General features: G+C 60.6%; 31 protein-coding genes and 3 pseudogenes. 26 read left to right on the forward strand and 8 right to left on the reverse strand.

What is annotated here, in order from left to right; translation table 11 throughout:
- The first annotated feature begins 379 nt into the window (after positions 1-379).
- The 8 genes and pseudogenes from ACPPVR_RS16695 to ACPPVR_RS16730 all read left to right on the forward strand — a co-directional run bounded on the left by ACPPVR_RS16695 (position 380) and on the right by ACPPVR_RS16730 (position 5,775).
- The gene (locus ACPPVR_RS16695) at positions 380-1,411 is read left to right on the forward strand and encodes an IS110 family transposase (protein WP_426615282.1); all 1,032 of its coding nucleotides are present in this window, start codon (positions 380-382) and stop codon (positions 1,409-1,411) included.
- A 756-nt stretch (positions 1,412-2,167) separates the two neighbouring features.
- Positions 2,168-2,480 (forward strand): annotated as a pseudogene (locus ACPPVR_RS16700) (PilZ domain-containing protein).
- Positions 2,481-2,779: 299 nt separating this feature from the next.
- Positions 2,780-3,100 carry a hypothetical protein gene (locus ACPPVR_RS16705; RefSeq protein ID WP_426615283.1) on the forward strand — a complete coding sequence of 107 codons (321 nt, stop codon included), beginning with the start codon at positions 2,780-2,782 and terminating at the stop codon, positions 3,098-3,100.
- 37 nt (positions 3,101-3,137) lie between these two features.
- A complete protein-coding gene (locus ACPPVR_RS16710) occupies positions 3,138-3,758 on the forward strand; it encodes a general stress protein (protein WP_426615284.1) in 621 nt (206 codons plus the stop codon).
- Positions 3,759-3,827: 69 nt separating this feature from the next.
- Positions 3,828-4,283, forward strand: coding sequence for a YidB family protein (locus ACPPVR_RS16715; protein WP_426615285.1), 456 nt, complete (start codon positions 3,828-3,830; stop codon positions 4,281-4,283).
- Between the two features lie 24 nt (positions 4,284-4,307).
- Positions 4,308-4,571, forward strand: a complete 264-nt coding sequence (locus tag ACPPVR_RS16720) for a GlsB/YeaQ/YmgE family stress response membrane protein (protein WP_426615286.1) — start codon at positions 4,308-4,310, stop codon at positions 4,569-4,571.
- Between the two features lie 282 nt (positions 4,572-4,853).
- A complete protein-coding gene (locus ACPPVR_RS16725) occupies positions 4,854-5,333 on the forward strand; it encodes a hypothetical protein (protein WP_426615287.1) in 480 nt (159 codons plus the stop codon).
- A 220-nt stretch (positions 5,334-5,553) separates the two neighbouring features.
- A complete protein-coding gene (locus ACPPVR_RS16730) occupies positions 5,554-5,775 on the forward strand; it encodes a hypothetical protein (protein WP_426615288.1) in 222 nt (73 codons plus the stop codon).
- 11 nt (positions 5,776-5,786) lie between these two features.
- On the opposite strand, the gene ACPPVR_RS16735 is transcribed toward ACPPVR_RS16730, so the two are convergent.
- The gene (locus ACPPVR_RS16735) at positions 5,787-6,431 is read right to left on the reverse strand and encodes a response regulator transcription factor (protein ID WP_426615289.1); all 645 of its coding nucleotides are present in this window, start codon (positions 6,429-6,431) and stop codon (positions 5,787-5,789) included.
- A gap of 102 nt (positions 6,432-6,533) precedes the next feature.
- Here ACPPVR_RS16735 and ACPPVR_RS16740 point away from each other — a divergent pair, with 102 nt between their 5' ends.
- Positions 6,534-7,850 (forward strand): histidine kinase, encoded by a 1,317-nt coding sequence (locus ACPPVR_RS16740; RefSeq protein ID WP_426615290.1) that lies wholly within the window; start codon positions 6,534-6,536, stop codon positions 7,848-7,850.
- A gap of 98 nt (positions 7,851-7,948) precedes the next feature.
- Positions 7,949-8,320 (forward strand): nuclear transport factor 2 family protein, encoded by a 372-nt coding sequence (locus ACPPVR_RS16745; RefSeq protein ID WP_426615291.1) that lies wholly within the window; start codon positions 7,949-7,951, stop codon positions 8,318-8,320.
- Between the two features lie 179 nt (positions 8,321-8,499).
- On the opposite strand, the gene ACPPVR_RS16750 is transcribed toward ACPPVR_RS16745, so the two are convergent.
- Positions 8,500-8,733 carry a hypothetical protein gene (locus ACPPVR_RS16750; RefSeq protein ID WP_426615292.1) on the reverse strand — a complete coding sequence of 78 codons (234 nt, stop codon included), beginning with the start codon at positions 8,731-8,733 and terminating at the stop codon, positions 8,500-8,502.
- 141 nt (positions 8,734-8,874) lie between these two features.
- Between ACPPVR_RS16750 and ACPPVR_RS16755 the strand changes: the two genes are divergently transcribed.
- Positions 8,875-9,219 carry a DUF1236 domain-containing protein gene (locus ACPPVR_RS16755; RefSeq protein ID WP_426615293.1) on the forward strand — a complete coding sequence of 115 codons (345 nt, stop codon included), beginning with the start codon at positions 8,875-8,877 and terminating at the stop codon, positions 9,217-9,219.
- Between the two features lie 75 nt (positions 9,220-9,294).
- Here ACPPVR_RS16755 and ACPPVR_RS16760 read toward each other — a convergent pair whose 3' ends face one another.
- Positions 9,295-10,185 (reverse strand): HWE histidine kinase domain-containing protein, encoded by an 891-nt coding sequence (locus tag ACPPVR_RS16760; protein ID WP_426615294.1) that lies wholly within the window; start codon positions 10,183-10,185, stop codon positions 9,295-9,297.
- Positions 10,107-10,649 carry an MEDS domain-containing protein gene (locus ACPPVR_RS16765; RefSeq protein ID WP_426615295.1) on the reverse strand — a complete coding sequence of 181 codons (543 nt, stop codon included), beginning with the start codon at positions 10,647-10,649 and terminating at the stop codon, positions 10,107-10,109. The genes ACPPVR_RS16760 and ACPPVR_RS16765 overlap by 79 nt, the downstream gene beginning before the upstream one ends.
- 63 nt (positions 10,650-10,712) lie before the next feature.
- Here ACPPVR_RS16765 and ACPPVR_RS16770 point away from each other — a divergent pair, with 63 nt between their 5' ends.
- The 4 genes from ACPPVR_RS16770 (at position 10,713) to ACPPVR_RS16785 (ending at position 13,187) form a co-directional block, all read left to right on the forward strand.
- Positions 10,713-11,114, forward strand: a complete 402-nt coding sequence (locus ACPPVR_RS16770) for a hypothetical protein (protein WP_426615296.1) — start codon at positions 10,713-10,715, stop codon at positions 11,112-11,114.
- Positions 11,115-11,202: 88 nt separating this feature from the next.
- Positions 11,203-11,511 (forward strand): hypothetical protein, encoded by a 309-nt coding sequence (locus tag ACPPVR_RS16775; RefSeq protein ID WP_426615297.1) that lies wholly within the window; start codon positions 11,203-11,205, stop codon positions 11,509-11,511.
- A 244-nt stretch (positions 11,512-11,755) separates the two neighbouring features.
- Positions 11,756-12,850 (forward strand): DUF1236 domain-containing protein, encoded by a 1,095-nt coding sequence (locus tag ACPPVR_RS16780; RefSeq protein ID WP_426615298.1) that lies wholly within the window; start codon positions 11,756-11,758, stop codon positions 12,848-12,850.
- A 25-nt stretch (positions 12,851-12,875) separates the two neighbouring features.
- Entirely contained in the window at positions 12,876-13,187 is a 312-nt protein-coding gene (locus tag ACPPVR_RS16785) for a hypothetical protein (RefSeq protein WP_426615299.1), read from the forward strand.
- On the opposite strand, the gene ACPPVR_RS16790 is transcribed toward ACPPVR_RS16785, so the two are convergent.
- Positions 13,136-13,435, reverse strand: coding sequence for a hypothetical protein (locus tag ACPPVR_RS16790; RefSeq protein WP_426615300.1), 300 nt, complete (start codon positions 13,433-13,435; stop codon positions 13,136-13,138). The two genes, ACPPVR_RS16785 and ACPPVR_RS16790, sit on opposite strands and share 52 nt — an antisense overlap.
- Here ACPPVR_RS16790 and ACPPVR_RS16795 point away from each other — a divergent pair.
- The 7 genes and pseudogenes from ACPPVR_RS16795 (at position 13,428) to ACPPVR_RS16825 (ending at position 20,815) form a co-directional block, all read left to right on the forward strand.
- A complete protein-coding gene (locus ACPPVR_RS16795) occupies positions 13,428-13,988 on the forward strand; it encodes a hypothetical protein (RefSeq protein WP_426615301.1) in 561 nt (186 codons plus the stop codon). The genes ACPPVR_RS16790 and ACPPVR_RS16795 overlap by 8 nt on opposite strands.
- A gap of 110 nt (positions 13,989-14,098) precedes the next feature.
- Entirely contained in the window at positions 14,099-14,239 is a 141-nt protein-coding gene (locus ACPPVR_RS16800; RefSeq protein ID WP_426615302.1) for a hypothetical protein, read from the forward strand.
- Positions 14,240-14,274: 35 nt separating this feature from the next.
- A complete protein-coding gene (locus ACPPVR_RS16805) occupies positions 14,275-14,472 on the forward strand; it encodes a hypothetical protein (RefSeq protein WP_426615303.1) in 198 nt (65 codons plus the stop codon).
- A 1,291-nt stretch (positions 14,473-15,763) separates the two neighbouring features.
- Positions 15,764-17,225: pseudogene (locus ACPPVR_RS16810) on the forward strand (glucan biosynthesis protein G).
- The gene (gene mdoH, locus ACPPVR_RS16815; protein ID WP_426615304.1) at positions 17,213-19,354 is read left to right on the forward strand and encodes a glucans biosynthesis glucosyltransferase MdoH; all 2,142 of its coding nucleotides are present in this window, start codon (positions 17,213-17,215) and stop codon (positions 19,352-19,354) included. The pseudogene ACPPVR_RS16810 and the gene mdoH overlap by 13 nt, the downstream one beginning before the upstream one ends.
- Before the next feature lie 684 nt (positions 19,355-20,038).
- Positions 20,039-20,200, forward strand: a complete 162-nt coding sequence (locus ACPPVR_RS16820) for a DUF2934 domain-containing protein (protein WP_426615305.1) — start codon at positions 20,039-20,041, stop codon at positions 20,198-20,200.
- A gap of 15 nt (positions 20,201-20,215) precedes the next feature.
- Positions 20,216-20,815 (forward strand): sensor histidine kinase, encoded by a 600-nt coding sequence (locus tag ACPPVR_RS16825; protein ID WP_426615306.1) that lies wholly within the window; start codon positions 20,216-20,218, stop codon positions 20,813-20,815.
- 98 nt (positions 20,816-20,913) lie between these two features.
- Here the strand turns inward: ACPPVR_RS16825 and ACPPVR_RS16830 are convergent, their stop codons facing one another.
- Complete coding sequence (locus ACPPVR_RS16830) at positions 20,914-21,153, reverse strand: hypothetical protein (RefSeq protein WP_426615307.1); 240 nt, start codon at positions 21,151-21,153, stop codon at positions 20,914-20,916.
- 64 nt (positions 21,154-21,217) lie between these two features.
- A complete protein-coding gene (locus ACPPVR_RS16835) occupies positions 21,218-22,498 on the reverse strand; it encodes a DUF892 family protein (protein ID WP_426616125.1) in 1,281 nt (426 codons plus the stop codon).
- Between the two features lie 1,176 nt (positions 22,499-23,674).
- Between ACPPVR_RS16835 and ACPPVR_RS16840 the strand changes: the two genes are divergently transcribed.
- The 3 genes from ACPPVR_RS16840 (at position 23,675) to ACPPVR_RS16850 (ending at position 24,841) form a co-directional block, all read left to right on the forward strand.
- Positions 23,675-23,902, forward strand: a complete 228-nt coding sequence (locus ACPPVR_RS16840; protein ID WP_426615308.1) for a hypothetical protein — start codon at positions 23,675-23,677, stop codon at positions 23,900-23,902.
- Positions 23,903-24,002: 100 nt separating this feature from the next.
- Entirely contained in the window at positions 24,003-24,536 is a 534-nt protein-coding gene (locus ACPPVR_RS16845; protein ID WP_426615309.1) for a cell envelope biogenesis protein TolA, read from the forward strand.
- A 77-nt stretch (positions 24,537-24,613) separates the two neighbouring features.
- Positions 24,614-24,841 carry a hypothetical protein gene (locus tag ACPPVR_RS16850; protein WP_426615310.1) on the forward strand — a complete coding sequence of 76 codons (228 nt, stop codon included), beginning with the start codon at positions 24,614-24,616 and terminating at the stop codon, positions 24,839-24,841.
- A gap of 114 nt (positions 24,842-24,955) precedes the next feature.
- Here ACPPVR_RS16850 and ACPPVR_RS16855 read toward each other — a convergent pair.
- Positions 24,956-25,222: pseudogene (locus tag ACPPVR_RS16855) on the reverse strand (hypothetical protein).
- Positions 25,223-25,648: 426 nt separating this feature from the next.
- On the opposite strand from ACPPVR_RS16855, the gene ACPPVR_RS16860 reads away from it, so the two are divergent.
- Complete coding sequence (locus tag ACPPVR_RS16860; protein ID WP_426616126.1) at positions 25,649-26,068, forward strand: CopG family transcriptional regulator; 420 nt, start codon at positions 25,649-25,651, stop codon at positions 26,066-26,068.
- The last annotated feature ends 3 nt before the right edge of the window (positions 26,069-26,071 follow it).

Raw genomic sequence — 26,071 nt, forward strand, 5'->3', positions numbered from 1 at the left:
CATGTGTCTTGACATCGCCGCCATTGGCCTCGTCATGTTGCTCGCCGGTTTACTTATGAGCATCTTCTAGCAGCGCTGTGCCGGTCCATTGCCCTATGGAAAGAGTGCCGCCCAAGCGACCGGAAGTCCCGCCCGCTAAGCTCTCGCGGGCGGAGGAAGCGCGCCGGATCATTGAGGAGTATGCGAACGACCTTCGTGCAATAATTCGGAAGCTAGCTCGCAAGATGAATTGGAGGGCCGGCCTCAGTTGTCGGCCTCGATCTCACGCTGCAATCTGACACGACGTCCGTTTTTGATGCTGTGGACGGGTCCTCCAGCGGCACGAGAGTGCCAAGGAGTGGGCGCCGTTTGATGCTCCCACGATTCGGAGGAGCTAGCTATGCAGTCAATTTCGACGATTGGACTGGATATCGCGAAGTCGGTCTTTCAAGTGCACGGCGTTGATGCGGCCAGCCAAGTGGTCCTGCGCCGGCAGTTGAAGCGCGGACAGGTCCTGGCATTTTTCCAAAAACTGCCACAATGCCTGGTGGGGATCGAGGCTTACGCGTCGTCGCACCATTGGTCCCGCGAACTGCAGGCGCTCGGGCATACGGTACGATTGATGCCTCCGGCCTATGTGAAGCCCTACGTCAAGCGGCAAAAGAACGATGCCACGGACGCGGAGGCGATTTGCAAGGCGGTCGCGAGACCCAACATGCGGTTCGTGCCGACCAAGACGGTCGAGCAACAGAGCTGTCTGATGCTTCACCGGGCGCGCCATCTCTGCATCCGCCAGCAGACTGCCGTCATCAATTCGATCCGCGCCTATCTCGCCGAGTTTGGGATTGTCGCCCCTGTCGGACGCAGGGGTGTCGAGCAGCTGCTGGAAGTCGTCGCCGATACAGCCGACCGCAGGCTTCCGGAACTGGCTCGCGCTTGTCTTGCTGCTCTTGGCAGCCAATTGCGCGCATTGAAGGCTCAAATCCTGGAGTTCGATCGACGCATCATCGCCTGGCATCGATCAAGCGCGACAAGCAAACGGCTGGACGCAATCCCCGGCGTCGGGCCAGCGCTGGCAACAGCTCTGGTCGCCAGTATTGCTGATCCCAAGGCCTTCCGATCGGGACGAGACTTCTCGGCCTGGGTTGGGCTCGTGCCGAAGCAGCACTCGAGTGGGGGCAAGGACAAGCTTGGCAGTATCAGCAAACGAGGCGATCGCTATTTGCGCAGCCTGTTCACGGCTGGCGCGCTCGCCGTGATCCGCTATGCCAAGATCCATGGCACCGATCATCGGCCCTGGCTCACTCGATTGTTGGCCCGGCGACCCACCAAGGTCGCTGCCATCGCGCTCGCCAACAAGCTCGCCAGGATGGCATGGGCGATGATGGCCAGAAACGAACCTTACCATGAACCCGCCGCTCTCACGGCGTGACGAGACTACACCGGACATCCGGTGTGACGTAACGGTTGGGAGGGCGAACAGCACTTAATGCAGCGCCGGTCGATCCGGCGATCAGGACAACCCACTTGGGCCACAGCATCTTCGAATGCGTGCTTTTGACCGGGACCTGATCCGCGGAGGGCATTATGGCCAGCGGTGATGTGAACCGCGCAAACAGGCCGAACACATGGCCGCTCCGACCAACGCCGCAAAGTGAAGATTCTTCTTGCCAACCCGGAGCCGTCCACACATGGCCCATCGCGTCATTTAGCTGCGTGGCAGAATCTGGTCGCTATCGGTGCATAGCGGACTTTGGCCAAGCGTTCCCGGCAGATTTATGGGTTCACGGCCTAGTTAGTAATGTACTCGTCAGAAGATATCGCACTTGGATATGTGGGCGTAGCTTATTGAGTGATATGATCGTGCCCACCGTCACCTTGCAGCCTGGCGCTCGGTAAGAATGCTGCCGAAGCCGCGAGCCCGCGGCGTCTCATCGATCACGGGGCCGCCGATTTCGTCCCAATCAAGGTGGAAGTCATACCGGTCGTCGTAAGACGGATGAGCGCACAGTCCGCTACATCCTTGCATAGCTTTTTTGGTTGGAGGTGCATGTCCCTCATCGAGCCAACCAACCGGGCTTGTTCCAAAGACAGAACCCGGACCCGATGCGGGAAGACCGTGACCGAGCACCGGGCAGCGTCAGAACCCCGTTAGGCTTTGCTTGCTAGGCGTCGTCAGGGGGAAATGATGCCGCACAAAGAGCCGCCTCAAAAAGTCGCCTTCGAACGGCCTTTGCCTGCTCAGATGATGGCGATCGACGGTACTTGGCGGCGATCTTGCGCGATCAAAGATATATCCGATCACGGTGCAACGCTCATCGCCGAGACGCTCGAAGGGCTCAATCTGAAGGAGTTCTTTCTTTTTGCTTTCGTCCACAGGTCTAGCTTGCCGAAAGTGCCAACTGGACGGCGTCAACGGAACCGACATCTCAGTCGCGTTTTTGAAACCCAACGACAAGCGCAAGCAGATGGCGCGCGACCCTAATCAACTTGTGAGGTGAGGCTCGCGGCGATCAGCTCTGCTTCGCTTCGAGTTTGAATTCAACCATCCGAGTTTTTACCGGGACCTCGGCGGCGAAGCCAGCGCGCGCGTCTGACTAGACAGCACCAGCCGCTCTCTCCACTGCAAATCGGTGGCAGCGTGTCCGTGGGCTGGAACAGCTCCGCAAACATTCGCCGCCTAAGGCGCCGCCTTTGCCGTACGGCACGCAGAAGTTGTGCCCGCCAGATCGTCTGACCGGGAAAAATAGGAACCTCCACTGGCTGAGCATGTTGTGCAGGGCCAACACTGGAGGACGATATGACTAGAAATCTTCTTTTGCTGCTGACGGCTAGTTCGCTTCTGGCGGGTCCGTCTTTTTCGCAGAATCCACCGGCGACCGATCGACCGAACAACAAGGCCGTCAACAGCTCAGGGCAGAACAACTCCAACAAGCCGGTGTCGGGCGCGAACAGTTTTACTGAAAGCCAGGCAAAATCAAGGATCGAGGAAGCAGGCTACACCGACGTCAAGTCCCTCAAGAAGGACGGCAACGGTGTGTGGCGCGCAAAGGCCAGCAAAGGTGGCTCTTCGTCCAATATCAGCCTCGACTTCCAAGGCAACGTGAACGCCGCCAAGTGACCGATCGCTCAGCAGCGAAAACCGAGGAGGATTCGATATGACCATTACCATTTCACGTCTGTACGACAATTATGCCGATGCGCAGCGGGCCGTGACCGGTTTGGAGGCGGCCGGCGTGCCGCATTCGGATCTGAGTATCGTCGCGAACAATTCCGACAGCTGGTACAGCACTGACAGGAAGGTCGATCGGGATCGCGATGGTGTCGACGATCGTGCCGAAGGAGCGGCTACGGGCGCGGGCCTTGGCGCGGGTCTTGGAGCCGCTGCTGGTTTGCTCGCGGGCCTTGGTCTCCTGGCCATCCCCGGCCTCGGTCCGGTCGTCGCAGCCGGATGGCTTGCGTCGACGGCTCTGGGTGCGACTGCCGGGGCCGCCACTGGCGGGGTCGTCGGCGCCTTGACGCAGGCCGGCATCTCCGACGAGGAGGCACCTCTTTATGCTGAAGGGGTGCGGCGCGGGGGCACGCTGGTTTCGGCTCGCGTGCCAGATACGGATCGGGCGCGATACGAAGCGATCCTGAATCAGTCCGCCGTCAACCTGCGCGACCGCAGCGCGGCCTGGCAGAAGGCCGGCTGGAAGAGCTTCGATCCCGCCGCCCAGCCTTACGGCGCGGAGGAAGTGCGCAAGGAGCGTCAAATTTACGGCACTGGCGCGCGCTGACTTTCGCGGCCCGCTTAGGCGGGCCGCTTTTTTGGCTGCTGTAGTCTCCCTCGGATCAAGGAGTCGAAAATGAGCCGCGGAATGCCATCGATGACGGCTCTTTTGGGCATGCTTGCACTCGCCGGCTATCAAAATCGAGACAAGCTGGCGGAAATGTTTCGCAGCGCTACCGCGGGTCAACCGGCAAGCGGCGGGAACAATCCTTTGAGCGGCGCGCTTGGAAATTTAGGCGGGCTACTGGGCGGGGGTGGCGCGGGCTCGCTTCTCAACGGCGGGATCGGGGAGTTGCTCGAGCACTTCAAGCAGAACGGTCATGGTGAGGCCGCGCAATCGTGGATCGAGCAAGGCCCCAACCGGGAAGTGACGCCGCCCGACCTCCAGAAGGCCATCGGGCTGGACGTTCTGCAGAAATTGGAGGAGCAAACCGGCCTGTCTCAACAAGAGATCCTCGAGCGGCTGTCTCGCGAGCTTCCGCCCACCATCGATAAATACACCCCTGATGGGCGGCTTCCAGTTACGGGATAGCCACTTGCATTTTCGGAGAGAGACATGAGCATTATTTGGACGATCATCATTGGCTTCGTTGCAGGCGTTATAGCGAAGTTCGTCATGCCGGAAGACAACGAGCCGTCGGGATTCATTCTGACAACGATTCTTGGAATCGTCGGGGCTTTCGTGGCTACTTATCTAGGCCAGGCTCTCGGCTGGTATCGGCTGGGAGAAGGAGCCGGTCTCATCGGCGCCATCGTCGGTGCCATCATCGTGCTGTTCGTCTACGGTCTGATCGCCGGTCGAAGCCGTCGTGCGATCTAGCCGGCCCGGCTTAGCGCGAAGGGTGGTCATCGCCGAACGCCAAAGGATTTCGCGCGACAACGGTTCAGCGACCGATCCCGCCGCGATGCTCATCCAGCTTCTGAGCGGCGGTGCGCGCCTCTTGGTCCGGAGAGCGGGAGGCTATCGAGCGGCTCCTGTCGAACGACCTCGCTGTCGTGCTTGAACCGAGACCGGAAAGTGATTTCGATTTCGCGAAACACAAACGGCTTGAAACGCGGATGGTCTTCCCGTTTTTCGTATCGGAGCATGGAGGAGCCGAATATGAGCACAAGTCCAAACGCGACCTTGACGACTGCCTTGTTGGCCTTCGTCGCTTCGGCATCCGTGGTGTCGGCGCAGCCTGTAAGGTGGATGACCTACAACATCCCCGAGACCGGCACCTCCGTCGACTTCCCTGCCTCGATCTTCAACGAAGAGGCCGGCAGGCCCGACGGCCGGGGACAGCGCTTCCGAACGTCAGACGGCCGAGCCGACTTCACGGTCCAGGCAGCGCCGAACATCTCCAACGATTCGCCGGCGGTCTTTCTCGCGAAGAAGCATCCGCCTTCTCGCATCCAGTACAAGCGAGTGACGTCGCGCTTCTTCGCGGTCTCCAGCTATAAGGGCGATAAAGTGTTCTATGACCGCTGCAACTTTTCCGCTCGAATGGTCCACTGCGTGATGATCAACTATCCCGCAAACGAAGAGCACGATTGGGACGACGTCGTCACTCGCATCAGCCTGTCGCTCCGTGGCAGATAAAGGCTGCACTGGGCCGCATAGGCCGAACGATACCGAAGAGCCCCAAATGCGAGCGCAATCCGGGCAATGTCGCCAGATGAACCGAGCACGTCCTAGACCTCGGCTTGCGTCCCAGGCGGTGGTGCCCCCCGGCGGTCTCAAACGACGCATCGAAAACCTCGGTCCCTACCAGTCACTGTTTCTCTTGGCAGTGCCGACGGCAACGGTAGAGCCTTTGAAATTGGTCGCGGTCGCCATTGCCGGGGAGGGCCACTGGATCGCCGGGACGGCGATGATCGTGACGTGTTATCTGCTCAGTTTGGTCCTGATCGAACGGCTATTCGTCATCGTCAAGCCGAAGCTGCTGACCATTCCGTGGTTTGCGAAGGTCTTGATGACAATCCTCGCTGTGCGCACCTGGGCCGTCGCGTCGTTCCGGCGGCTGCGTGAAGGGACGAGCTGAGTGGCGCTTCGTCAGTGCAGATTTATCTCGACGGCGATGCGGACGAGGTCCGAGTGGCTTTTGGCGCCGAGCTTGGGCTTGAGCGCCGAGGTTATGTTCGCGACGGTCTTGTAGGAGATCCCAAGTTCGGACGCGACTTCCGATATTCTGTCGCCCCGACCCAACAGCCGCAGTATCTCGAGCTCGCGTGCGCTGATCTGTGTCAGGGGGCTGGCCTTGATCGCCGCGCCGGCGAAGGTCGTCGCTTCGGCCACGCGGGGCGAGACGAAGCGCTCACCCGCGGCGACCTTCCGGATTGCCTTCGCCAGGATCCGTGGATCGTCGCTCTTGGAGACGTATCCCTGTATGCCCATTTCCACTGCTCTTGCCACAAAGGCCGGATCATCGCTCACGCTGAGCATGACGATCCGTGCGGCCGGGTCGTCCTTGCGGATCCGGCGCGTCAGTTCGAAGTCTGTCAGGTCGGGGAGCCTGAGGTCCACGACGGTCACGTCCGGATGCTTCTGCAGGTATGCCCGATGACCTGTCTTCGCGTCGAAGGCCTCCTCGATCTCGATGGAAGGGTCCGATGCGAACAGAGCGCGACATCCCGATACGACCACAGGATGGTCGTCGACGATCAGCACTCGAACGACCGATTTTGCCTTATCCTGCACCAACGCTTCCTCGATTCACACGACAGGAACGCCGCGAGGGCGTCATTGGTTCGAAAATTACTCGCATAGAAGACTAGTGCACTACGCTCAAAGGAGTACGAATTGGGCAAGATCTGGAACGTACTTTCCTTCCGACAGCGGCTGTTGCTGCCGATCGCCGCCATGATCGTCAGCGCATTAATGTCCGGAGGGGTCGCGCTTCTCGTCTTCTCGCCGGACCAGTTCGAGTACGAAAACGAGCAGGAAGCCGGCTCCGCGCGAGCGGTAGCGAACGCTCTCAACGCGGCACTGAAGGCTTCCCGCAATCCCGAGGAGACGCTCGACGCCTTCGGCACCAATCTCGGAAACGTCGAGGCAGTCGGGTATCTTCCTGCAGGTACGGCCGCGCCTACGCAGACCGCGCGCTCTCACGGCGGTAGAGTTCCGGCCTGGTTTGTCTCGAACCTCGCTATTCCTGACCTCGCGAAGAGCTATCCGGTCGACATCGGCACTGCCCCGGTCGGCGCCATCGTATTCTCTCCGGACCTGTCGGCCGACATCTGGGAAAAGTGGATGGGCTTTCTTGCGATCGTTTCGACCGGTTCGCTACCGATGCTGTTCGCCGCATTCGGCACACATCTTGTTGCCGGAAGGACGATCCGGCCGATGGAGCTGCTCGGCGCTGGCCTCACCCGGTTGCGCGAGGGCGACTACGATACGGTCATTCCTCTTGCTGGTCCGCCGGAGATCCGTGAGTTCTGCCGCGAGGCCAACCGGCTCGCCGCGACCTTGAAGCAATTAAGTCGCGACAACCGAGATCTCCTGCGCAAGCTCGTCTCGCTGCAGGACGAGGAGCGCCGTAGGGTCGCGCGCGAACTTCACGACGAGATGGGGCCGCTGCTTTTCGCCATCCGTGCCAACGCGGCGGCACTCTCGGAAAACGCGTCCGACCCAAGCGTGCCGTCGCAAGGCCTCGTCGAGGCGGCCGAAGCCCTGCAGCAGGTCAATAAGCGTATCCTGCAGGGATTGAGTCCACTCTATCTCGAGGAACTGGCACTGTCCGGAAGCCTCGATGCACTGTTGCGCGACGCACGCAAACAAGCGCCCAACCTACGGATCCGATCGAATATTGGACGCGATCTCGATGCCCTCGACGGCCTATTGTCGCAGACGACCTACCGCGTGTTGCAAGAAGGCGTCACGAACGTGCTGCGCCACGCGAACGCGGCCCACTTGGAGGTTTCGGCGCTGCTAGACGGCGAAAATCTAATCATTGAAGTCGCGGATGACGGCCCCTCACTTCCGGACCTAAAGTTCGGTCGCGGTCTGACCGGCATGTCGGAGCGCGTTCGTGTGCTCGACGGCAAGCTTGAGCTTTCCGCGCGAGAACGGGCGCACGACAGTACGCTGCAGTCTTCCGATCCATCCCGCGACGCTTGATTGATCCTAAACGCAAGCAGAACGGACGGTTCATGCAGCGTTCAACCCGCTCGGTCTAACAAACTCCCGCCACCGGGGACAAGTACGCGAGGTGGAATATGTCGGATTCGGGAACGGATTTCGACCCCGTCGGGGTCGTGATCGATTGGCTTGATGCGTGCCGCCAGCGTCGCTTGGTGGATCTGTTGGAGCTTTATGCCGATGAGGCGACGCTCGATTGCTGCGACGGCGGACGCTTCGTCCGGCGGAGCGGCTTGCTTCGCTATTGGCAAGGCAAGCTGCAGGCCGCAACGTCGGCCGCTTTCGAACTCCACGAGGTGCTGCCCGAAGGGGATTGCGTTATCCTGGATTACCTAGATTACGACGGCACGGCGGCGCAGACCAAATTCTGGTTTGATGAAGACGGAAAGATAAGCAGAACACGCTGCACCCCGCTCGGTCGTGCTGGCTTGAGATCCAACGCTGCGTAGCTGGGCCGAAATCACGTGAGCTACGGTGAAGAGGTCGCCGCATTTCGGCGAGCCTCTTCACCGCCGCGTCGAGATCAGTGCATGTGACCGATCAGGTAGATGCCGCCGCCGACGAAAAGGACGGCCGGCACGCCCCACAGAGTCAGAACGGGCATCGTCGTCTCCCTGAGTTGCTTCGATTAGTTAGAGGAGCAGACCTTGACGGTCTTCATCCCGGCTTCGGCTTCCGTGCGGCTCTTGTAAACCGTGCCGGACGGGCTCACGACTGTCGTGGTCGTGTCGACGGGCTTCCTATCGACAATGGTGCAATGCTTGGTCTTGGCGTCCTGCACGACGTAGAATTCGACGGCCGCGAACGCCGGGGTCACGAAGGCCGCGATCAGTGTCGCAGCGGCAAGAGTCTTAAAGGTCATATCGTCTCCTCCGATGTTCCCGAGGCATATCCACGGGCGGTCAACAACGGGAAAAAGTGGCAACTTGTTCCTGCCCGTGAGGAACATTGCCATGGTGGAAAGGTTCTTCGCTGCGCCGCATCCAGCGGCGAGGAGAACGTGATGAAGAAGTTGTTGCTGATTTCCGCCGCCGCCGTGCTGGTCTCGACGAGTGCATTCGCTCAGACGACGGTCGTTACGACGACGGGAACGGGACATTCCGGCGCCGTGCAGATCGAACCGGAGTACCGCACGAAGATCCGGAGCTACGTCACCGAGCACAAGATCCGTCCGGTCGAGACCCGGGAGAAGATCGTGGTCGGCTCGCCGGTGCCGCGCGATGTCGAACTCGAGGCGGTGCCGACTGAGTGGGGCCCTTCGCTCACGAAGTACCGCTACGTATACTCCGGCGAGCGCGTGATGTTGGTCGATCCTGAAACCCGCGCCGTGATTCAGGAAGTCGAATAAGCCGTCGCGGCGGGTCGTGGAGGAGGCGCCCGCCGCGAACTCGATCCCGACGTGCTCGAAAGAGATCGGCTCCGCTCAAGCGAGCGGGATTTCGATCTTGGCCTTGAGCCCGTCGGGATCGAACTTCATGTCGACCCGGGCACCGAACTGATGCGGAAGAAGGCGTCTGAGAAGTTGCGTACCGAAGCCCATCCTGGCCGGTTGTGAGGAAAGGTAGACGTCCTTTTCGATCCATTCGAACGCCAAGCCGTTGGCAACTCGGTTCCAGACCACTTCGAGCTTTCCGCCGCGGGGCGACAGGGCGCCATGCTTGATCGCGTTGGTGGTCAGTTCATGCAGTGCCATGCCGAACGCCATGGCCGGCTGCGCTCCGAGAACGACATCAGGCCCAGCCATCGAGACCCGGTCGCGGTTTTCGTCGCTGTACATAGCCAATTCATTCTCCAGGAGCTCGCGCAAGGCGACATGCTCCTGGCCGCCCGCGGTGAGCATGGAATGCGTCCGCGAGAGCGCCCCGGTGCGGCCGTTTAACGACTTCTCGAACTCTTCCAGTGAATGCGCGCTGCGGATCGTCGAGCCCGCCAGTGCCTGAACGGTCGCTAGGCTGTTCTTGATCCGGTGTTCGAGTTCCTGAACCAAAAGAGACAGTCGCTGCTCGGTCGCGGACCCTCTCGCGAGCTCGCCGCCGCTGGCGGCCATCGCGGTCCACCCACCTCCGTTGCGACCGAGTGTCACGTCGTGTCGGCAGACCACGTCGAGAACGTCCCGAGGCCCGCAACCGTCCAGGCAGTAGCTGCACAGCGAGATCATGCGACGGCCCTTCAGGCCGCGCGATACCCGCGCTTCGTAATCCTGAAAGTCCGTCCACTGGTCGCGCCGCAGCCAGCCTATGTTGCCATTTGTCCGAAAGCCGTTGTAGCCGCCGTCACGCGCCTGCTCTTCGCTGCGCAGCAAGCCGTCGGCCATACGTTCGCTGTCAATGGCACCCGCGGCGTCGTACCATGTCCGTACGTCGTGGATCTCGTTTGCTTCTCCAACTCCCTTCGGTCGAGGTCGCCGACTGCCGCCCGCAATGCACTACGGGCGTCGTCGGCTCCGAAGGGAGCCATCGCGACGAGCAGACATCGCTCGTCGTTCTCGAGGCCCGCCTTGAAATAGGGAACGATCGCATCGCGAAGCTCGTCGCCGTTGGCGAAGAATTGGCAGAGATGCGAGCCCCAAGGCAGTTCATCGATGCCGGCAAGGCCGACGGGGGCGTGACCCGACATGCGCACTTTCGAAATTCCACGCCGCTCATCGGCGGGAATTTGTGGCAATTTATTGTAAGCTGGGAATATGGTCTGCGACAAATGTGCCGCAGAATCGCTGCGGCCGCTTGCACCCTCGGAATGCCGAAAGTTCCTGTGTTCACTACTCTGCCGACTCGTCATTGCGCGACCATCCGCAGACGGACTTACATCGGTTTCTTAGCCGCCGTTCCACAGAGCGACAAATTGAACTTTCAGGTCACGGTGTTGAAGATCCTGGTGAGTTACCCGCGAGGCCATGCCTCGATGGCCGACATCAAGCGCGATATGGCGATACTGGCGACGAGCGGGCGGGAGTGGGCCGAGCGCACCAGGCGGCTCGCGGCGCGGGTACCGGACCTCGACGTCTTCTCGCAAGGACTGGTGGAGCGTCTCGACGGCGGTTGGCGGATCACCGACAAAGGCCGGGCCGTGCTCGAGATGATGGAGGCACGACCGGAATTCGAGCCGCCCCAAGCGTCCGAGCCCGTCCGCGGATCTTTCCGCCAAACGGACGGCGACCCCCTTGCGCTGCGGAATCAGCGCAGGCAGAAGCGCCGTCGACTGCGCCGCGCGGCGGTGGCGAAGCGCATATCGTCGGCTCAATAAACTGGGATAGCCCAGCGCCGAGACAGGACATCCGGGCCGCAACCTTGTTCGATCTGATGCGTTCGCTTCGACCGAACCAGGAGGTCCCATGTCAGCCAAGCTGCGATTCTTTATTTCCGGCGTGGTAACGACCATCGCCATCATCGCCGCGGGCTTTGGCGGCGGCGCTCTGTTCGCTAGTTCAGCATCGAAGCAGGTGCGACCGGCCCGCATCCAACACCAAGCGACCGCGCCCACGCCCGCAGTACGCGTCGCTCTTCCCGCAACATCCGAGCCCATCACTCCACCGCCGGTCGTCGCGGTCGACCTTGCTGAGGAGAAGTCGCAGCAGACGCAGCTTCCGCCGCAGGCTCGGTATGAAGGGCAGACAGACGAACGTCCGAAGACGAGGCGGTAGTTGCGCGAGGAGCGTCGGAAACAGCGAGAGGAGCGACGTGCCGAGAGTCGGGAAAAGCGACATAATCGTAAGGCTTCGCAGCAGCAGGATGCGAGCGGGAATGGCGAGATCGCGCCTCAATAGGGCGCGCCAGCCGAACGCGGCGGAGTTCCCAAGGCTCCAAATAAAAACTGCCACTTTTTCCCGATTGTAGGAACGGTCGCCTGGACGCGCGGTTGGTGTGCGCTTTTTGTTGGAGGACACCATGATCAAACGCCAGTTGATGACGACGACTGCAGCCATTCTGATTTCGACCGCCGCTTTCGCGCAGAGCAATTCCAAGGACGTTCCGGGCTCGAGCCCCTCGGCACAACAAACCGAGAAATCGGCGCCGAGCCCGCAGACGTCCGACCCATCGACCACGACGTCGGCGCAGTCGCAGGCCTCGCCTCCGCCCGCTTCGTCCCAGACTCCATCCGCGCCTACCACCTCTCAGACGCAGCAGAACAGGGCCACCGACAGTAGCCGCACCAACCAGAACTCGACGGCCACGAACGGCGGCAGCAACAACACGTCCGCTCAGAACAGTCAGCAGCCGGCTACGGTCAGCCAGACCCACTCCGGCCAGCCGGCGAACAGCCAGCAGCAATCGACCAATCCGCCGCCAACTACGGGTGCCAACCAGGCCCAACAGACGCCAGCGACGGGCAACTCATCGAACCCTCCGGCGCAACGGCAGGATACCCAGCAGAATGCGACCGGGGGAACGGGCTCGGAAAGGACCAATGTTTCGGTCCAACTCAACGACACGCAGCGGACCCGCGTCAGCGAATCCGTCTCGCATGTGAACGTCCAGCCTCTCACCAACGTCAATTTCTCGGTGTCGGTGGGTACGGCCATTCCGCGCGACGTGCGCCTCCAGCAGCTTCCGGCCGACGTCGTCGAAATCGTTCCGCAGTACCGGGGCTACAACTTCGTCCTGGTCCGCGACGAGATCGTGATCGTCGATCCTTCGAGCTATCAGATCGTCGCTACGATGCCTTACTCGGGGCGATCTACGGCGGCGGCGCCGGCGCCCCGCGAGCAACGCAAAGTAACCTTCAGCGACCGTGATCGGGAGACCGTGCGCAAGCACGTTCGTGCGGCGCCGGTCGAACGGCGAACGACGACGACGGGAAGCACTGTGCGGACAGAGATCCGCAGAGGCGAACGCGTGCCCGACAGCGTCGAGATCGAAACCTTCCCGGAGGAGGTCTATCGGGATGCGCCGACGCTGCGGGAGTACCGCTACATCCACCGCGATAGCCGAACCTACATCGTTGAGCCGCAGGAGCGGCGCGTCATCGAAGAGATCGATTAACCATAGCCAACAGGAGGAGAGAACGATGAAGACCATTCTGCTCGTAGCCGCCGCGGCGGCATCGCTCGCAACCGCGGCTTCGGCCGCGCCGCTAAACGCCAGCGGCCTGGCCACCGCAGAGACGACAAACGTCGAACAGGTCCGCCTGGTCTGCGACGAATACGGCCGTTGCTTCCGGACGCGAGGCCCTCGCTACGTCCAGCGCTACTACGACGACGACGCCTACGTCGCGCGCCGCAGCTACGGCTTTTACGGTGGACCGGGCTATTACGATCGCGGCTACGGCTACTCCAGCGGGCCAAATATCGGCTTCAGCTTCGGCACCCGCGGCTGGTGATCGACGAGACCTTCGACGAAGGGGCTGCCCGCTCGGGCGGCCCCTATCGTTTTATCCACCTCGAGGCTCTTCAGAAACTTCACCCCTTCCACCGCCAACGCCTCCGCGCTCAGGCCGTCCGCGGCCGATCGCTCCTCGACGAACCGCGTGAGGGCCGCGTGGCGCACGTCGTCATCCTTCGCCGTCGGGTTGATCATCGTGTAGGCTTCCCATGCGCGGGCCGCCGCGGCGCTGCTTTCGGTGGACATCGACATCGCTCCTGATCGGAGCAACCCTGCACTATTTCCCGGATCGTTCAAACGGATATCGACCCCGACTGCGCCATCAAAAGGGAACGATTGCCGAAAATTCCCGTTGTTGCGCAGGCTCGACCGTCGGGCTCGTTCAGCGGGGGGGGGCATGCCGGTCTACAGATATTTCGTTTTCGTCGGCAGCGTGCTTTTCGGGCTGCTCTTGGCAGCCGATCGGTATTTGCCTGAGCCCGCAGAGCGCTCGGCCGCAATCGACGTGGATCGAAGCATCATCCGAATCCGCTCGGCGCGAAACCTCCCGGAGAAGATCGTTTTCGACACGGCGAGCGCGCCCATGGTGATGGCTTCCGGTCCGGCCGAGATCGAGAAGCACGAAGATCCGCGGCACGCACTCGCGATGATGCCGCAGAATAGTCGAGCCGCACAGCTCGCGCCGACCCTGGTCAGCCGCCTCGCCGAGCGTCGCGCTCCCCGCCCGCATCGTGCGATTCGAAAGCCGACCGAGCCACGCGTGGCGATGGACCGCCATGAACTGTTCGGCGGGTGGTAGCCCGGAATTGAAATTCGAACGTGTGGGAGTGCCCCGGACCCGCATGCTTGGCATCGCCCCGTTGGCCTCGACCCAGGACGATGCTGTGATTCAGGTGCGCGGCGGCGGCCATGGTTACGGCCATCATGGCTGGCATGGCGGTCGCGGTCACCACTACGGCTGGTACCGCGGGCGCGGTAACTGGCGGCATCGTCACTAACGGCGGCGACTGGGCCGGTCTCGACGGCTGGCCCGACCTCGATGCGACTTGAGTTTAGCGCGCATCATCGTTCTGCTGGAGAGCAATATGACCATGAAAGTGCGCGAACTAGTGCGAGAACTTCAGGCGTTGCCAGATCAAGACGCGATCGTTGTCATCGGCGAGGGCTCGAACCCTTTGGTTTGGCTTCTAGTGACCGGGATAATCGAAAGAGGAATTGCGTTCTTGGAAGAGAACCCGGACTTTGCTAGGCCCGGTCCCCGTCGCGCTTACGAAATCGTGTGACGCGTTCCGAGAAGCGGGAGCAGGTTTTCGACGGCGACAGCACCTTCGCTGCGAGACATTTGGTTGGGTCCGGTCGGGGCATCGTCGCGGCGATTTGCTGCACTTAACTCGGTCAATGGGCCAGGGCGCCGTGTGCAAACGATCGGCATCGCGCCAGACTTGGATCGCCTTTAAACCAGGTCATCTGGCCGCGTCCGGGGGTGGGAATGAAACCTGCTTCCATTTCACCCTTACACCTGACGCAAGATAATTGATCTGTCATCATTCGATTCCTTCGCTTGCCGTCCTGGCTTTCTTTGTTTGCCGTTCCGCAAACCGACATGTACCACCGCAAGCGCAAATTTCATTGACCGTGCGCAGCGACGTTCGCCATGAGCTAAGACATACCGCGAATCATTCATGTTTGGGCGACAAGCGCTGCCGGTCGCAACGCACCGTTGCTCAATCTGTGTGTACTTGGAATCGTATGCCACGCCTAAAGCATCCCAACCGACGTGAAAAATTAACTGCGACAAGCTGCTGTTTCTGGCCTGCAAGAGTTGCAGAAGTCTGAGATCTCGCATTGAGCACACTGCCGGTCACGTCGACCGCTCAGACGGCTGCGTTCTTCTGGACAACGACCCCGCCGCGACGACGTCGCCTAGGCGAAGAACCTAGACAGGCCGACGGTCGGCCGAAGCGCATTTTTGTGGGAGCGTCAAAAAATGTCGCAGCTGTCATCGTCTGGCGATTCAGCCAATCGGGAAAAAGTAGAAACTTTCGCGGTCTATCCGAGTTGGCGTCGAACCATGTTTCGCTGCCCGGACCGTTGAGATGGAGGTTCGCGGCAATAGAAACAGCGTGGTCCTTTCCGTGCCGGGCATCCAGCGTCCGGAAACTTCGCGCAGCCGGTAGGGAAGCGCGTAGTGCGGACGCCGAGGAGTTGACGGGCTTTGACATGGCCAATTTCGTGCGACTGGTGGGCGAGGGATGCTGAGGCGAATACAGGCGCTTGTGCGTCGGTTGGCCAACGAGACCGCACGATCAGATTGGACGTTGCTCGCTTTGTCGTTTGCGGCTTCCGCAGCCATCGTGTCGGCGCTGCGTGCGCTCTTTGGCTAGGGAGGAAGGCAAGAGGATTGCGCAGCTTGCCCCGTGACCGGCCGCATCACGGCCTAATGCCAGCTCAGTCGTTGGTTTTCCGCGGAACTCCAGGGAACAGCGGCAGTTGCTCCCTCGCTTCGAAACCGGAGGCATAAACTTGAATCGCCGACAACTTCTTCGTGCATCAGTGGCTGTTTCAGCTGCAGCTGTGTTGCCGCGGGCAGCGGACGCACAGTCCGGCGCCGCCCTAACGTTTAGCCCATCCTACGTGCGCGAGCTTGCGCGTGCGCTTGCGACCAAGGCATTCGTCCCCCCGGACGAGAAGTTGCCGGACGCGCTAAAGAATCTCAACTACGACCAATACCGATCTATCCGTTTCGCACCAGAGAAGGCGCTGTGGCATGACGAAAAGTTGCCATTCGAGGTGCAATTTTTCCACCGCGGCTTCTTTTACAAGAACAGGGTCGATATCTTTCAGGTCACCAACAGGAGCGTCACACCGGTCGCATACCGACGCGATGACTTTTCATTCGGCGAGGGACTGGGACAATGGCCAGATGCAGACCTTGGGTTTGCCGGCTTCCGCATCCACACTCCGATCAACAAGCCGGATTATTACGACGAGCTTTGTGTATTCCTCGGTGCAAGTTACTTCCGGGCGGTCGCAAAAGGACAGACGTATGGTCTGTCCGCGCGGGGTCTCGCTATGGATACCGGCGAGAGCAAAGGCGAAGAGTTTCCGGTGTTCAAGGCATTCTGGCTGGAGAAGCCGGCGCCTAATGCCTCCTCGATGGTGGTCCACGCGCTGCTCGACAGCAAGAGCGCGGCAGCAAGCTATCGTTTCACCATCCGGCCTGGCCAAACCACGGTTTTCGACGTCGAGATGGCGCTCTATCCGCGGGTCGACGTCGAGCACGCGGGGCTCGCGCCGATGACCAGCATGTTCTTCTTCGGCCCGAACGATCGGAAGGACTTCGACGATTTCCGCCCCGCCGTCCACGACTCGGATGGACTATCGATCTTCAACGGCAGAGGTGAGCAGATCTGGCGACCGCTTAACAATCCGCACGATCTGCAGGTCAGCAGTTTTGCCGATGTCAATCCGGGCGGCTTCGGCCTCATGCAGCGGGAGAGGAATTATCTCGTTTATCAGGATCTGGAATCCAGCTTCGAAACGCGCCCAAGCCTCTGGTTCGAGCCGATCGGCGATTGGGGCGAAAGGGGCGGTGAAACTGTTCGAGATACCGACCAAGGAGGAAGTCCACGATAATATCGCGGCGCTCTGGCAGCCGAAGCAGCCCCTGACGGCAAAGAGCGAACACATCTTTACCTATCGATTGCACTGGGGGCCGGACGCGCCGAAAGCCGACGCGCTCGCGCGATTCACGCGAACGGGAATCGGCAGCCGAGGAGATGACAGCAAGCTGTTCGTCCTGGAACTTATGGGCGACCGCCTCAAAGGCGTTGATCCCAAGGCCATCAAAGGGGTGGTGACCGCTGAAAAGGCTGAAATCAGCAACATCGTCACGCAACCAAATCCCGCAACGGGCGGATGGCGTCTGAGCTTCCAGTGCGCGATCAAGGGGCAGGCGTCGATCGAACTGCGGGCGTTCCTGGCTCAGAACGATGCGCCGGTCTCAGAAGTATGGATCTATCGATGGACGCCTTGAAGCAGTCGCAGGCGCCGCTGCCAAGCGCTCGCAACCGTCCGTTCCTGCCGCAGGAAAGCCCGCTGTCTATGCTGCCGTGCCGGCTAGACCGCGCGGCCGACGTCAGGCGATCGCAAGCGCTGACGAGCGCCAACTTGACGGTTCGCCGTCTCTTCATCTTTGCCGGTACGGCCTTGTTGACGCTTGCAGGCGGCTACGGCATGTACGACGTGGTGAAAGTTGGCGGTGTGACCTTTCTCGAGGCGCTGCTGCTTGGTCTATTCCTTTTACTGCTCGCCTGGGTCGCATTCTCGTTCATGTCCGCCTTTGCCGGCTTCTTCGTTCTGCTGACGCGCGGGCAGCCCAGCCTGCCGATCGACACGACAGGCCCGCTGCCTCACGTCACCGCGCGCACCGCCATGCTGCTGCCTACCTATAATGAGGACCCGCATCATGTGATGGCGCGGCTGCGCGCAATGTATGAATCCATTGAAGCGACCGGATACGGCACACAATTCGACTGGTTTTTGCTGAGCGATACGACCGACCCGAACATCTGGATCAGCGAAGAGATGGCCTTCATCCGGCTACGCCGCGCCTGCGGCGCAGATCGGCTTTACTACCGGCATCGCTCCGACAACACCGCACGGAAGTCCGGCAACATCGCCGACTGGGTCACAAGACATGGCGCGGCCTATGATCACATGATCGTCCTCGATGCGGATAGCCTCATGGAGGCTGACACGATCGTTCGCATCGTCCACGCGATGGAGCGCCACCCCACTTGTGCGCTGATCCAGACGCAGCCCGTCATCGTCAACGCGCGCACCCTGTTCAGCAGGCTGCAGCAATTTTCGGGGCGCGTGTACGGCCCCCTCATCACGGCGGGCAATGCCTGGTGGCACGGCGGCGACAGCAACTATTGGGGCCACAACGCCATCATCCGGCTACAGGCCTTCGCCGCGGAGGCCGGACTGCCGGAACTCCGCGGTCGCAAACCTTTCGGAGGACACATCCTCAGCCATGATTTTGTCGAGGCCGCGTTGATGCGCCGCGCCGGCTGGGCGATCTATATGGTGCCGGCCATTCGCGGCAGCTTCGAAGAAGTCCCGCCGTCGCTGCTGGACTTTGCGGGGAGAGACCGCCGCTGGTGTCAAGGTAACCTGCAGCATCTCGCGGTCCTGCCCGCGCGCGGGCTCCACTGGGTCTCGAGGCTGCATCTGCTCACCGGCATCGGCTCCTACGTGACGGCGCCGCTCTGGCTTCTGTTCCTGTTGCTCGGCCTGCTCATTTCACTTCAGGCACACTTCATCCGGCCCGAATACTTTCCGAAGGGCTTCAGTTTGTTTCCCACCTGGCCGCAGCAGGACCCGGTCCTTGCGGCCTGGGTCTTTGCCGCGACAATGGGGCTTCTGATCCTGCCGAAGCTGCTGGCCTATCTGGTTCTGATCAGCAATCGTGACGAGCGGACCGGATTTGCAGGAAGCTTTCGTGCCCTGGCGGGAGTCGTTTGCGAGACGTTCGTAGCGGCATTGCTTGCTCCCTGCATGATGATCCTCCAGACCAAGGCCGTCGTGGAAATTCTCGCTGGCCGGGACGCGGGCTGGCAAGTGCAGCGCAGAGGCGATGGACAGCCTGCCCGCGGCGAAGTCTATCGAAAGCTCGCCGGGCCAACACTCTGCGGCCTCCTCCTGTCGCTCTGCGCCTATGCAGTCTCTTTGCCCCTGCTGCTCTGGATGTCGCCTGTGGTGCTAGGGCTCCTGCTTTCGATCCCCTTGGGGATCATGACGTCTTCGCGGTTGAGCGCGCCCGGAGTTTTTGCCACGCCGGAAATTAACAGCCCGCCGGCCGTGGTGCTTCGCGCGAACGAGCTCGCCGCATCTGAGCCCACTAAAATGGCCGGGGCTCTACGCCAGCTTGGCCGGGATCCGGAATTGCTGGTCGAGCATCTGGGCTCGCAATCGCTTGCCAGCCCTCGCAGATTTGGTCCTGTCGACGTGCCCCTCGCGACTGCAACCGCCAAGGTCGAGCAATGCGAAAGCTTAGACGATGTCGTCGCTTGGTTCGACAAGCTGGAAATAGGCGCGGCTCTTGAGAATCCCACGCTGTTGAGAAAAATCCTTGAGCTCCCTCCCGGCGGCCAAGATTAGGATAGCGGCGCTCCGTTTGGTCCAACCCGCGCGGCTTGCGCCGAAACGACCGATGCGCCTGTTCCGCCGGTGCGTCCCCTCGCGGAGCGGGCGAAGTGAAGGCGGGAACGGCGCGCGCGCCGTCGCAAAGGTCGCGAGCGAACTCGAGCGACCGCGTCCTGAGGCGCGAGCGCTTCAGGAGGCTGTGAAGTCCAGGCCGTATCTCATGCGGCGACGAGTGAGACCAGTAGTCCCAGACAGCAGAAGATCGCGATGGTCTTAAAGCCCTCAAAGAGGCGTTGATTTCAACAGTGTCGAAGCGCTTCAGATAGTGCCCGAACCATTCCGGCTGTGGGATCTGGGCATAGAAAGTATCGCGCCATTTCCAGTAACGCCATCCGGAGCATCCAATATGAAGAGATTTCGCCCATTCGGGTAGACCCTTCGTTGCCCCCTCCATCTTGAGCCGGGCCGCATGCATTTTGGCCGCACGGTGTCGTTGTCCCCACGCTGTTTTTCACGCCGCAGGCGCCTTCTTCCCCGACGCTCTTCCCGCGTCAGATCTGCCCATGGGGCTGATGTGTTTCTGCGCGGCATGATCTTCTCCGAGGTCCTAACGCCTGACCAGCGGGAAGAAGCTCTTTCTAAAGGAACTTTGCAGTGAGAGCCGCATTCATCGCTCGTTCGCAAACAGGAGTGACAGCCATGGCCGGACCGACGGAAGACGAAATTCGTTCGCGTGCCTTTGAGATGTGGGAGGAGGCAGGGAGACCGGACGGCGAGATGGAACGCTACTGGTATGCGGCCGAGCAGGAATTAATGCAGCAGCGGGGCGATGGACCGCCGCCCGATGTGTTGCCTGGCTGACCGGGCGCACAGTGGATGGAGCGCTCCGGAACAGCGAATCCCAAGCAAGCGAAAGTGGTTTCGGAAATCAAGACCGCGGCGGGCCGCTCGACGCAAATTCTCAACGATTTGCTCGATCTTACGCGCTTATCTTTCGGCACAGAAATTCCGATAGCTAAAACGACAATCGACATCGCTTCGCTCTGTCAGGAAATCGCAGATGAGCTTCGTGCCATCAACGCAGATCGGCGTTTTGAAGTTAGGCATGACGGCGATCCAATAGCTTCATGGGACCGCGCGCGCCTGGGACAGGTGTTAACCAACCTGTTGGGCAACGCTGTTCAGTATGGCGACCTATCAAGCCCGATCACGGTGAGGGTCGCAGGCGCAGATCCTGATGTGGTTACTATAACCGTGCATAATCTGGGCTCACCAATTTCCCCTGAAACACAAAAGTTGATTTTTATATCTTGGGCACGCGGTCAGGACGTCAATAATCCGACTGAACACGGCACACACCTTGGCCTTGGCCTCTACTTCGCAAAATTGATCGTCGAAGCTCATGGCGGCGAAATTTCCGTCACCTCAAATGAACAAACAGGGACGACCTTCTCCTTTCGGCTTCCACGCATCTAAGTCTCACAAAATGCTGCGGCTAAAAGGAACGCGAGCATCACCTTGATACTTCGGTCCGCGCGCCGGGTGTCGATGATCGATTTCGACAGGGAATCGTATCAACGAGACAGCCGTTCAAAGTTGGCCGAGACGATCTTCCGGTAATTGTCGATGACTTCCTCGTAGTTTCCACCGCGGATGAGAATTGCGCCAGCATCCGTAAGAGCATCTGACTTTTCATCCACCAGCAAGAACAGCTCTTTGGAAGTCGCCTTCCCGGCGGCGACGAGGCGAAGTCGCATCTCTACGACCTGCATCGCGTCGATCATCAGGTTCAGCATCGGGAACCAGAGCAACATGGCAATCTCTCCGTGGAAGCAATGGGGCCGGCTCATGATGAACCGGCCCCGGGCGTTTTGCCGATTATTCCTGTTCTGCGCTTTGTTCGATCGCGTCGGGCATCTTAGCGACAGACATCAGGGTACGCGCCACTTGGTTTAGCAACTGGTCGGCGTTTTCTTCCTCTGCTAATGACTTCGACAGCAGCGATACGATGGCGCTGTGTCGAAGCTGCTGCGCCAAATTCTTAGCAGTAGTATAGCCGGATATCTCGTAGTGCTCCACGCGCTGCGCGGCACCAATCAACGCGAGGTCGGCGACCGCATCTTCCTTGTCTTCACCTTCAGCCATGACTTCCTGGCCCTCCTCAACGAGGCCCATCATACCCTTGCACGGCTTGGCGCGAGCGGTCTCACCGAGAAGCGAAAAGGACTCATTGAGGCGCTCGATCTGCCCTTCGGTTTCCACCAGATGGACTTCGAAGCACTCCCGCAAACGGTCAAACCGCGCCGCCTTTGCCATTTTGGGAAGAGCCTTCATCAGTTGCTTTTCCGCATGCAGGATATCCCTGAGCTCAACAACCAGCAGCTCGCTGAGACCTTCCGGCACCATCGGTGGTGAACTCTCCGTCTTAATTGCCGTCTCCTGATCTGTTTCGGGGGTCGATAGGGCGGGAGACGCAATGAACTCCCAGTCGCCGCCTTCATTCCACGGTCCGCGAGTATCAATCTCTCCTTCGTCCCCGGTTCCGGTCGAGTCATTGAAGAACTGATTCACGAGGCCGGGCGTGGGTGCGATCTTGCCGATCGAGAAAGCTGGCTTCTTCATGCTTTCCAGCGCCGCTGAAAAGGCCTTCATGTGAGTGATTTCGCGCGTCATAAGAAACTGCAACGCATCCTTGGTCCCCGCATCATCACAAAAATTGATCAGCCTTTCGTACACGATCTTTGCGCGTGCTTCGGCGGCTATGTTGCTGCGCAGGTCCACATCGAGCTCGCCTGTGATTTTCAAATAGTCGGCGGTCCAGGCATTGCCTTGCGAGTTGAACAGATTGACTCCGCCGCCGCCGGCGATAGCAATCAGCGGATCCGCTTCCGCCTTTTCGCGATCGAACTTCATGGGCTTGAGGTGAAGGCGGGCGAGCGAGCCTACCACTTCAAGGTGGCTCAATTCCTCCGTGCCGATATCCATCAGAAGGTCTTTGCGGTCGGGGTCTTCGCAATTCAGGCCTTGGATGGAATATTGCATAGCCGCCGCGAGTTCGCCGTTGGCCCCGCCAAACTGTTCAAGCAGCATGTTGCCGAAGTGGGGATCCGGTTCGTCGACGCGAACTGTGAACATGAGCTTCTTGACGTGATGATACATGGCGACCTCTAGGGCTGAGAATTGGGAAATACCGAGACCAATCGCGCCCTTCACCACATGTTCCTAATCGCGAACGCCGCGTCCGGGTCAAAACAAACGCGGGGTTGCCGGATGCCTCGTGGTTTCCAAAAAAAAGCGTTGTGTGCGCTCGTGCTCGTTCGGCAGGCCAGACAGTGTAGGAGCGGGCAGGCACGCGGTTAGATGATCTGCCCGCCGCCAGCCAAGCCGCGCAGCAATCAGCTAGCGAGTCTTATGGTCTGCGCCATTCGGTAGATCTTGAAACGCTTCTTCTAATACCAAAGCCAATTTGCGCTTTAGTGGGTCGCTCGGCTCGCGGATGGTCATCGAAGTTGCCCGCTGCTTGCGAGACGAGCACGAATAGCATCGGCCACCTGTGGAACGACGAAGTTAGGGCAGTGGTCGGAGGTCACACGCTGATGGCCCGAGAGATTCTCCGAAGGAGCCGCCAGCTTGGAACCTGCTAGACTCCTGCCGCTCAAGCTCGTCAGCCTCGGCGTGATACTGCGCAGAAATGGCCCTCAGCGTGCGGGACGCAGTGATATCGCTCATTGTGCTGGAGAGGCGCTCTGCTTGAAGGGCTTGTTCCCTCAAACGGTTTGACTGTTTGCTCGCAAATTGATTCCTCCCCAATGACTGTCAAACTTCAGTGGGCGGATTGGTTCCGGCTAAACAAGACCTTTGCACGAGATGTGCTTAAACTTCTCATCGAGGTTAGTCACTTACCGCCGGCATATTGCCGCGAGCATCGCGTACCATCTGCGAGGGATTCTTGACAGGTGTGAGCCTGAAGCGCCGTCTCTTCGGGAGCTCAGGCACTGCCAGCTGCGCGAGGTATTTGTCTCTAGCCCAATCATCCAGGGCCTACGGGGATGTCAGGCACTTGTAGATGAGGCGCAATAGGGATTGTTTTCAACCGCGTAAGCAGAAATGAGCCTCACGGCATCGAGCTGTTTGCGTGACGGCCCGTGAGCTCCCCGTCGCTCGATCCTTACCGTGCATCTGAGCCGGCGAAGAAACGGGAGCCCGTGCCCCTTCCACGTCCCGTCAGCAAGACGGTCATCGTCGGCTTCTCTAAGCGGTCGGAACACGGCGGAAGTCGGCTTAGGAACCGATAGGTCCCGAGGATGCTTGCTTCGGCAGACGTAGGAGGACTGTATGGATGCAAGCGAAACCGCGGCGATGAGAGAAGCCTCCGGGCTGACGAACGATCAGCACGGTTTTGAGAATCCTCTTCGGGAGAAGCCTTGGACGAAGAAGCAAGTGGACCTCGGACGCTCGGCGGAGGAATTGGCCGAGCGGCTCCGGCAGGTGACGGTGGAGGCGCCGTTGCGCTCGCTCTTGGCGGCTTTCGTGTTGGGAGTTTTGTTCGCACGTCGGCGTTGAGATCTAACGTGACGACCGCGCGGCAGGCTCCATGCCAAGAAAGCTGAGAACCTACCAGACCTCGCTGGGCTTTTATGATCTGGCGATCTCGGCACCTTCCATGAAGGCGGCGCTGGAGGCATGGGGTGCGGGCAGCAACCTGTTCCATCAGGGCGCTGCGAAGGAGACGGACGACCCCGACGTCGTTGCCGCGACTATGGCGCAGCCTGGCGTAGTGCTCAGGCGCCCCGCCGGATCGAACGGGTGCTTTGCGGAGCATTCCGACCTGCCGACCAACGAGGAAGTTGAACATCCTCGCGAGAGCCGATCGAAGGCGAAGAAGTCCGCAGGCCCGCAGATCGGCGAGAAAGCGGCAAGCAGGGCCGCGGTCGATTTCGAGCGGGAGCGGAAGCAACGTGATGCAGCGCGCCGGCGCGAGCTCGCTGAGGAAGCCAAGAAGCGCGAGCGGCGCGATCGGGCGGTCGCCAAAGCGCAGGCTGCTTTCGACAAAGCCCAGCGCGAACATGATGTCCGAGCAAGCGACATCGAAGCGGAGCGTGACGCCGTCGAGAAGAGGGCTCAAGACGAGGAGGCTCGTTGGCAGAGAGAGAAGGGGAAGCTGACCGATGGTTTGCGCCGCGCCCGGAACGAGTAGCGCCGATCCTTGCGTGTGGGAACGGAGTGCGTCCGGATCCGTTGGATTCATACATCATTCACGATCGGAGAACTCAGATGAAATGGATTTTGGCAACGGCTTGCGCAGTCGCGATTTCTCTCGCCGTGGCGCCCGCTGCGGACGCCAAGGGCTGCATTAAGGGCGCCATCGTCGGTGGCGTCGCCGGACACATGGCGGGGCACGGCAAGGTCGGCGCTGCGGCCGGCTGCGTTGTCGGTCATCACGAAGCGAACAAGGCCGATGCCAACAAGGCAAACGCTCAGGCACCTGCGGACCCGAAGTAATCGGCCTCCATGTTCGCGCGCCAAGTCGGCGCGCGGCTTTGGGAGGCATCTTCTAGTCTTAGACCCAAGCGCTTTACGGCACGGCAAGCCTGTCGTGTGCGCTCGCTTGCCCGCCTAGCGTTTGGGCGCGCATTCCGGGCAAGTGTCGCCGATTGATCCGAGCGCGTCGCCGATTTCCGTGACCGCGTCCTCCGGCGAGACACCAGACGGCGGGTCTAGGCGGGCGATGTCGAAGGCGCGTTCTCGGGCATGAGGATCGGCGCGATCCTGCGCTCAGCCGTGCTCTTCGCATTCGTGGATTGCGCCGGCCTCTTGCAATACACCGAACGCCCAGCCTCGCAACGTTCGGACCGCCGGGCGTCTCTGTTTCGTCATCAGCATGGCGTCGCTCCTGCCGGGACGAATCCTTCCGCCACCGCGGTCGTTCCGGCCGGTTAGCACGGGGCAGGGATTCAGAATCGGCATGGCGAAGGATTCTCCACCTGTTCCACTAGAGCGGTCGGCGTCGTCATGTTCGTTGCAGATGCGGAGTATCGGGAAATCACTTCCAAGAGGCTGCTACGGCGGACCTCGTTCAAAGCTACTAAGCAGAAGTAGGTTCGTCGGCCTTCCATGCCGGGGTCGTTATTGACGAGCGCAACCATCCGGCTAAGGCCGCACTTTCTGCTCAACCGCCTCGATCGTCGTCGAGAAGGTTTTCGCCGCAGCGGACCAAGCCCTCCAAAAGTTCCATCACGCGCCCCTCTTGTAAGGGAAGGTGCGCCATCCATATGCCATCCACGCAGATGGTATATGGATGGCAAAAAGATGCCCTCGAATGTTCAAGAACTGAGGCCGAAGTCCCCGGAAACCGAAAAGATCACCATCAATCTCGGCTTCGTCGACCTGGGCCACGTCGATCTGATGGTGAGGGATGGGTTCTATTCGAATCGCACGGATTTCATTCGGACGGCGATCCGCAATCAGCTCGAGCGTCATGCCGACGTGGTCAAGCAATCTACCGCCCGTAAAGGCCTAGATCTCGGCCTCCGGAATTACACGCGCGCGGATCTCGAAGCGGCGCGACGAGCCGGCGAGATGCTGCACATCAATGTGCTTGGGCTTGCCAGCATCGCGCAGGACGTCACGGCCGATCTCGCCCGCGCTGCCATCGGCTCGGTTTCCGTACTCGGAGCTCTTCATGCCACCCCCGCGGTCAAGGCCGCTCTCGCCGACAGAACAAGGTGAACA

The sequence above is a fragment of the Bradyrhizobium sp. McL0616 genome (assembly GCF_049993385.1).
Lineage (GTDB): Bacteria > Pseudomonadota > Alphaproteobacteria > Rhizobiales > Xanthobacteraceae > Bradyrhizobium.

Bases quoted from the DNA above. Each gene is read 5' to 3' on its own strand.
- ACPPVR_RS16695 (WP_426615282.1), top strand. From the start codon at position 380: ATGCAGTCAATTTCGACGATTGGACTGGATATCGCGAAGTCGGTCTTT.
- ACPPVR_RS16705 (WP_426615283.1), top strand. From the start codon at position 2,780: ATGACTAGAAATCTTCTTTTGCTGCTGACGGCTAGTTCGCTTCTGGCG.
- ACPPVR_RS16710 (WP_426615284.1), top strand. From the start codon at position 3,138: ATGACCATTACCATTTCACGTCTGTACGACAATTATGCCGATGCGCAG.
- ACPPVR_RS16715 (WP_426615285.1), top strand. From the start codon at position 3,828: ATGAGCCGCGGAATGCCATCGATGACGGCTCTTTTGGGCATGCTTGCA.
- ACPPVR_RS16720 (WP_426615286.1), top strand. From the start codon at position 4,308: ATGAGCATTATTTGGACGATCATCATTGGCTTCGTTGCAGGCGTTATA.
- ACPPVR_RS16725 (WP_426615287.1), top strand. From the start codon at position 4,854: ATGAGCACAAGTCCAAACGCGACCTTGACGACTGCCTTGTTGGCCTTC.
- ACPPVR_RS16745 (WP_426615291.1), top strand. From the start codon at position 7,949: ATGTCGGATTCGGGAACGGATTTCGACCCCGTCGGGGTCGTGATCGAT.
- ACPPVR_RS16750 (WP_426615292.1), bottom strand. From the start codon at position 8,733: ATGACCTTTAAGACTCTTGCCGCTGCGACACTGATCGCGGCCTTCGTG.
- ACPPVR_RS16755 (WP_426615293.1), top strand. From the start codon at position 8,875: ATGAAGAAGTTGTTGCTGATTTCCGCCGCCGCCGTGCTGGTCTCGACG.
- ACPPVR_RS16760 (WP_426615294.1), bottom strand. From the start codon at position 10,185: ATGGCCGACGGCTTGCTGCGCAGCGAAGAGCAGGCGCGTGACGGCGGC.
- ACPPVR_RS16765 (WP_426615295.1), bottom strand. From the start codon at position 10,649: ATGACGAGTCGGCAGAGTAGTGAACACAGGAACTTTCGGCATTCCGAG.
- ACPPVR_RS16775 (WP_426615297.1), top strand. From the start codon at position 11,203: ATGTCAGCCAAGCTGCGATTCTTTATTTCCGGCGTGGTAACGACCATC.
- ACPPVR_RS16780 (WP_426615298.1), top strand. From the start codon at position 11,756: ATGATCAAACGCCAGTTGATGACGACGACTGCAGCCATTCTGATTTCG.
- ACPPVR_RS16785 (WP_426615299.1), top strand. From the start codon at position 12,876: ATGAAGACCATTCTGCTCGTAGCCGCCGCGGCGGCATCGCTCGCAACC.
- ACPPVR_RS16790 (WP_426615300.1), bottom strand. From the start codon at position 13,435: ATGTCCACCGAAAGCAGCGCCGCGGCGGCCCGCGCATGGGAAGCCTAC.
- ACPPVR_RS16800 (WP_426615302.1), top strand. From the start codon at position 14,099: ATGGTTACGGCCATCATGGCTGGCATGGCGGTCGCGGTCACCACTACG.
- ACPPVR_RS16805 (WP_426615303.1), top strand. From the start codon at position 14,275: ATGACCATGAAAGTGCGCGAACTAGTGCGAGAACTTCAGGCGTTGCCA.
- mdoH (WP_426615304.1), top strand. From the start codon at position 17,213: ATGGACGCCTTGAAGCAGTCGCAGGCGCCGCTGCCAAGCGCTCGCAAC.
- ACPPVR_RS16820 (WP_426615305.1), top strand. From the start codon at position 20,039: ATGGCCGGACCGACGGAAGACGAAATTCGTTCGCGTGCCTTTGAGATG.
- ACPPVR_RS16825 (WP_426615306.1), top strand. From the start codon at position 20,216: ATGGAGCGCTCCGGAACAGCGAATCCCAAGCAAGCGAAAGTGGTTTCG.
- ACPPVR_RS16830 (WP_426615307.1), bottom strand. From the start codon at position 21,153: ATGTTGCTCTGGTTCCCGATGCTGAACCTGATGATCGACGCGATGCAG.
- ACPPVR_RS16835 (WP_426616125.1), bottom strand. From the start codon at position 22,498: ATGTATCATCACGTCAAGAAGCTCATGTTCACAGTTCGCGTCGACGAA.
- ACPPVR_RS16840 (WP_426615308.1), top strand. From the start codon at position 23,675: ATGGATGCAAGCGAAACCGCGGCGATGAGAGAAGCCTCCGGGCTGACG.
- ACPPVR_RS16845 (WP_426615309.1), top strand. From the start codon at position 24,003: ATGAAGGCGGCGCTGGAGGCATGGGGTGCGGGCAGCAACCTGTTCCAT.
- ACPPVR_RS16850 (WP_426615310.1), top strand. From the start codon at position 24,614: ATGAAATGGATTTTGGCAACGGCTTGCGCAGTCGCGATTTCTCTCGCC.
- ACPPVR_RS16860 (WP_426616126.1), top strand. From the start codon at position 25,649: ATGCCCTCGAATGTTCAAGAACTGAGGCCGAAGTCCCCGGAAACCGAA.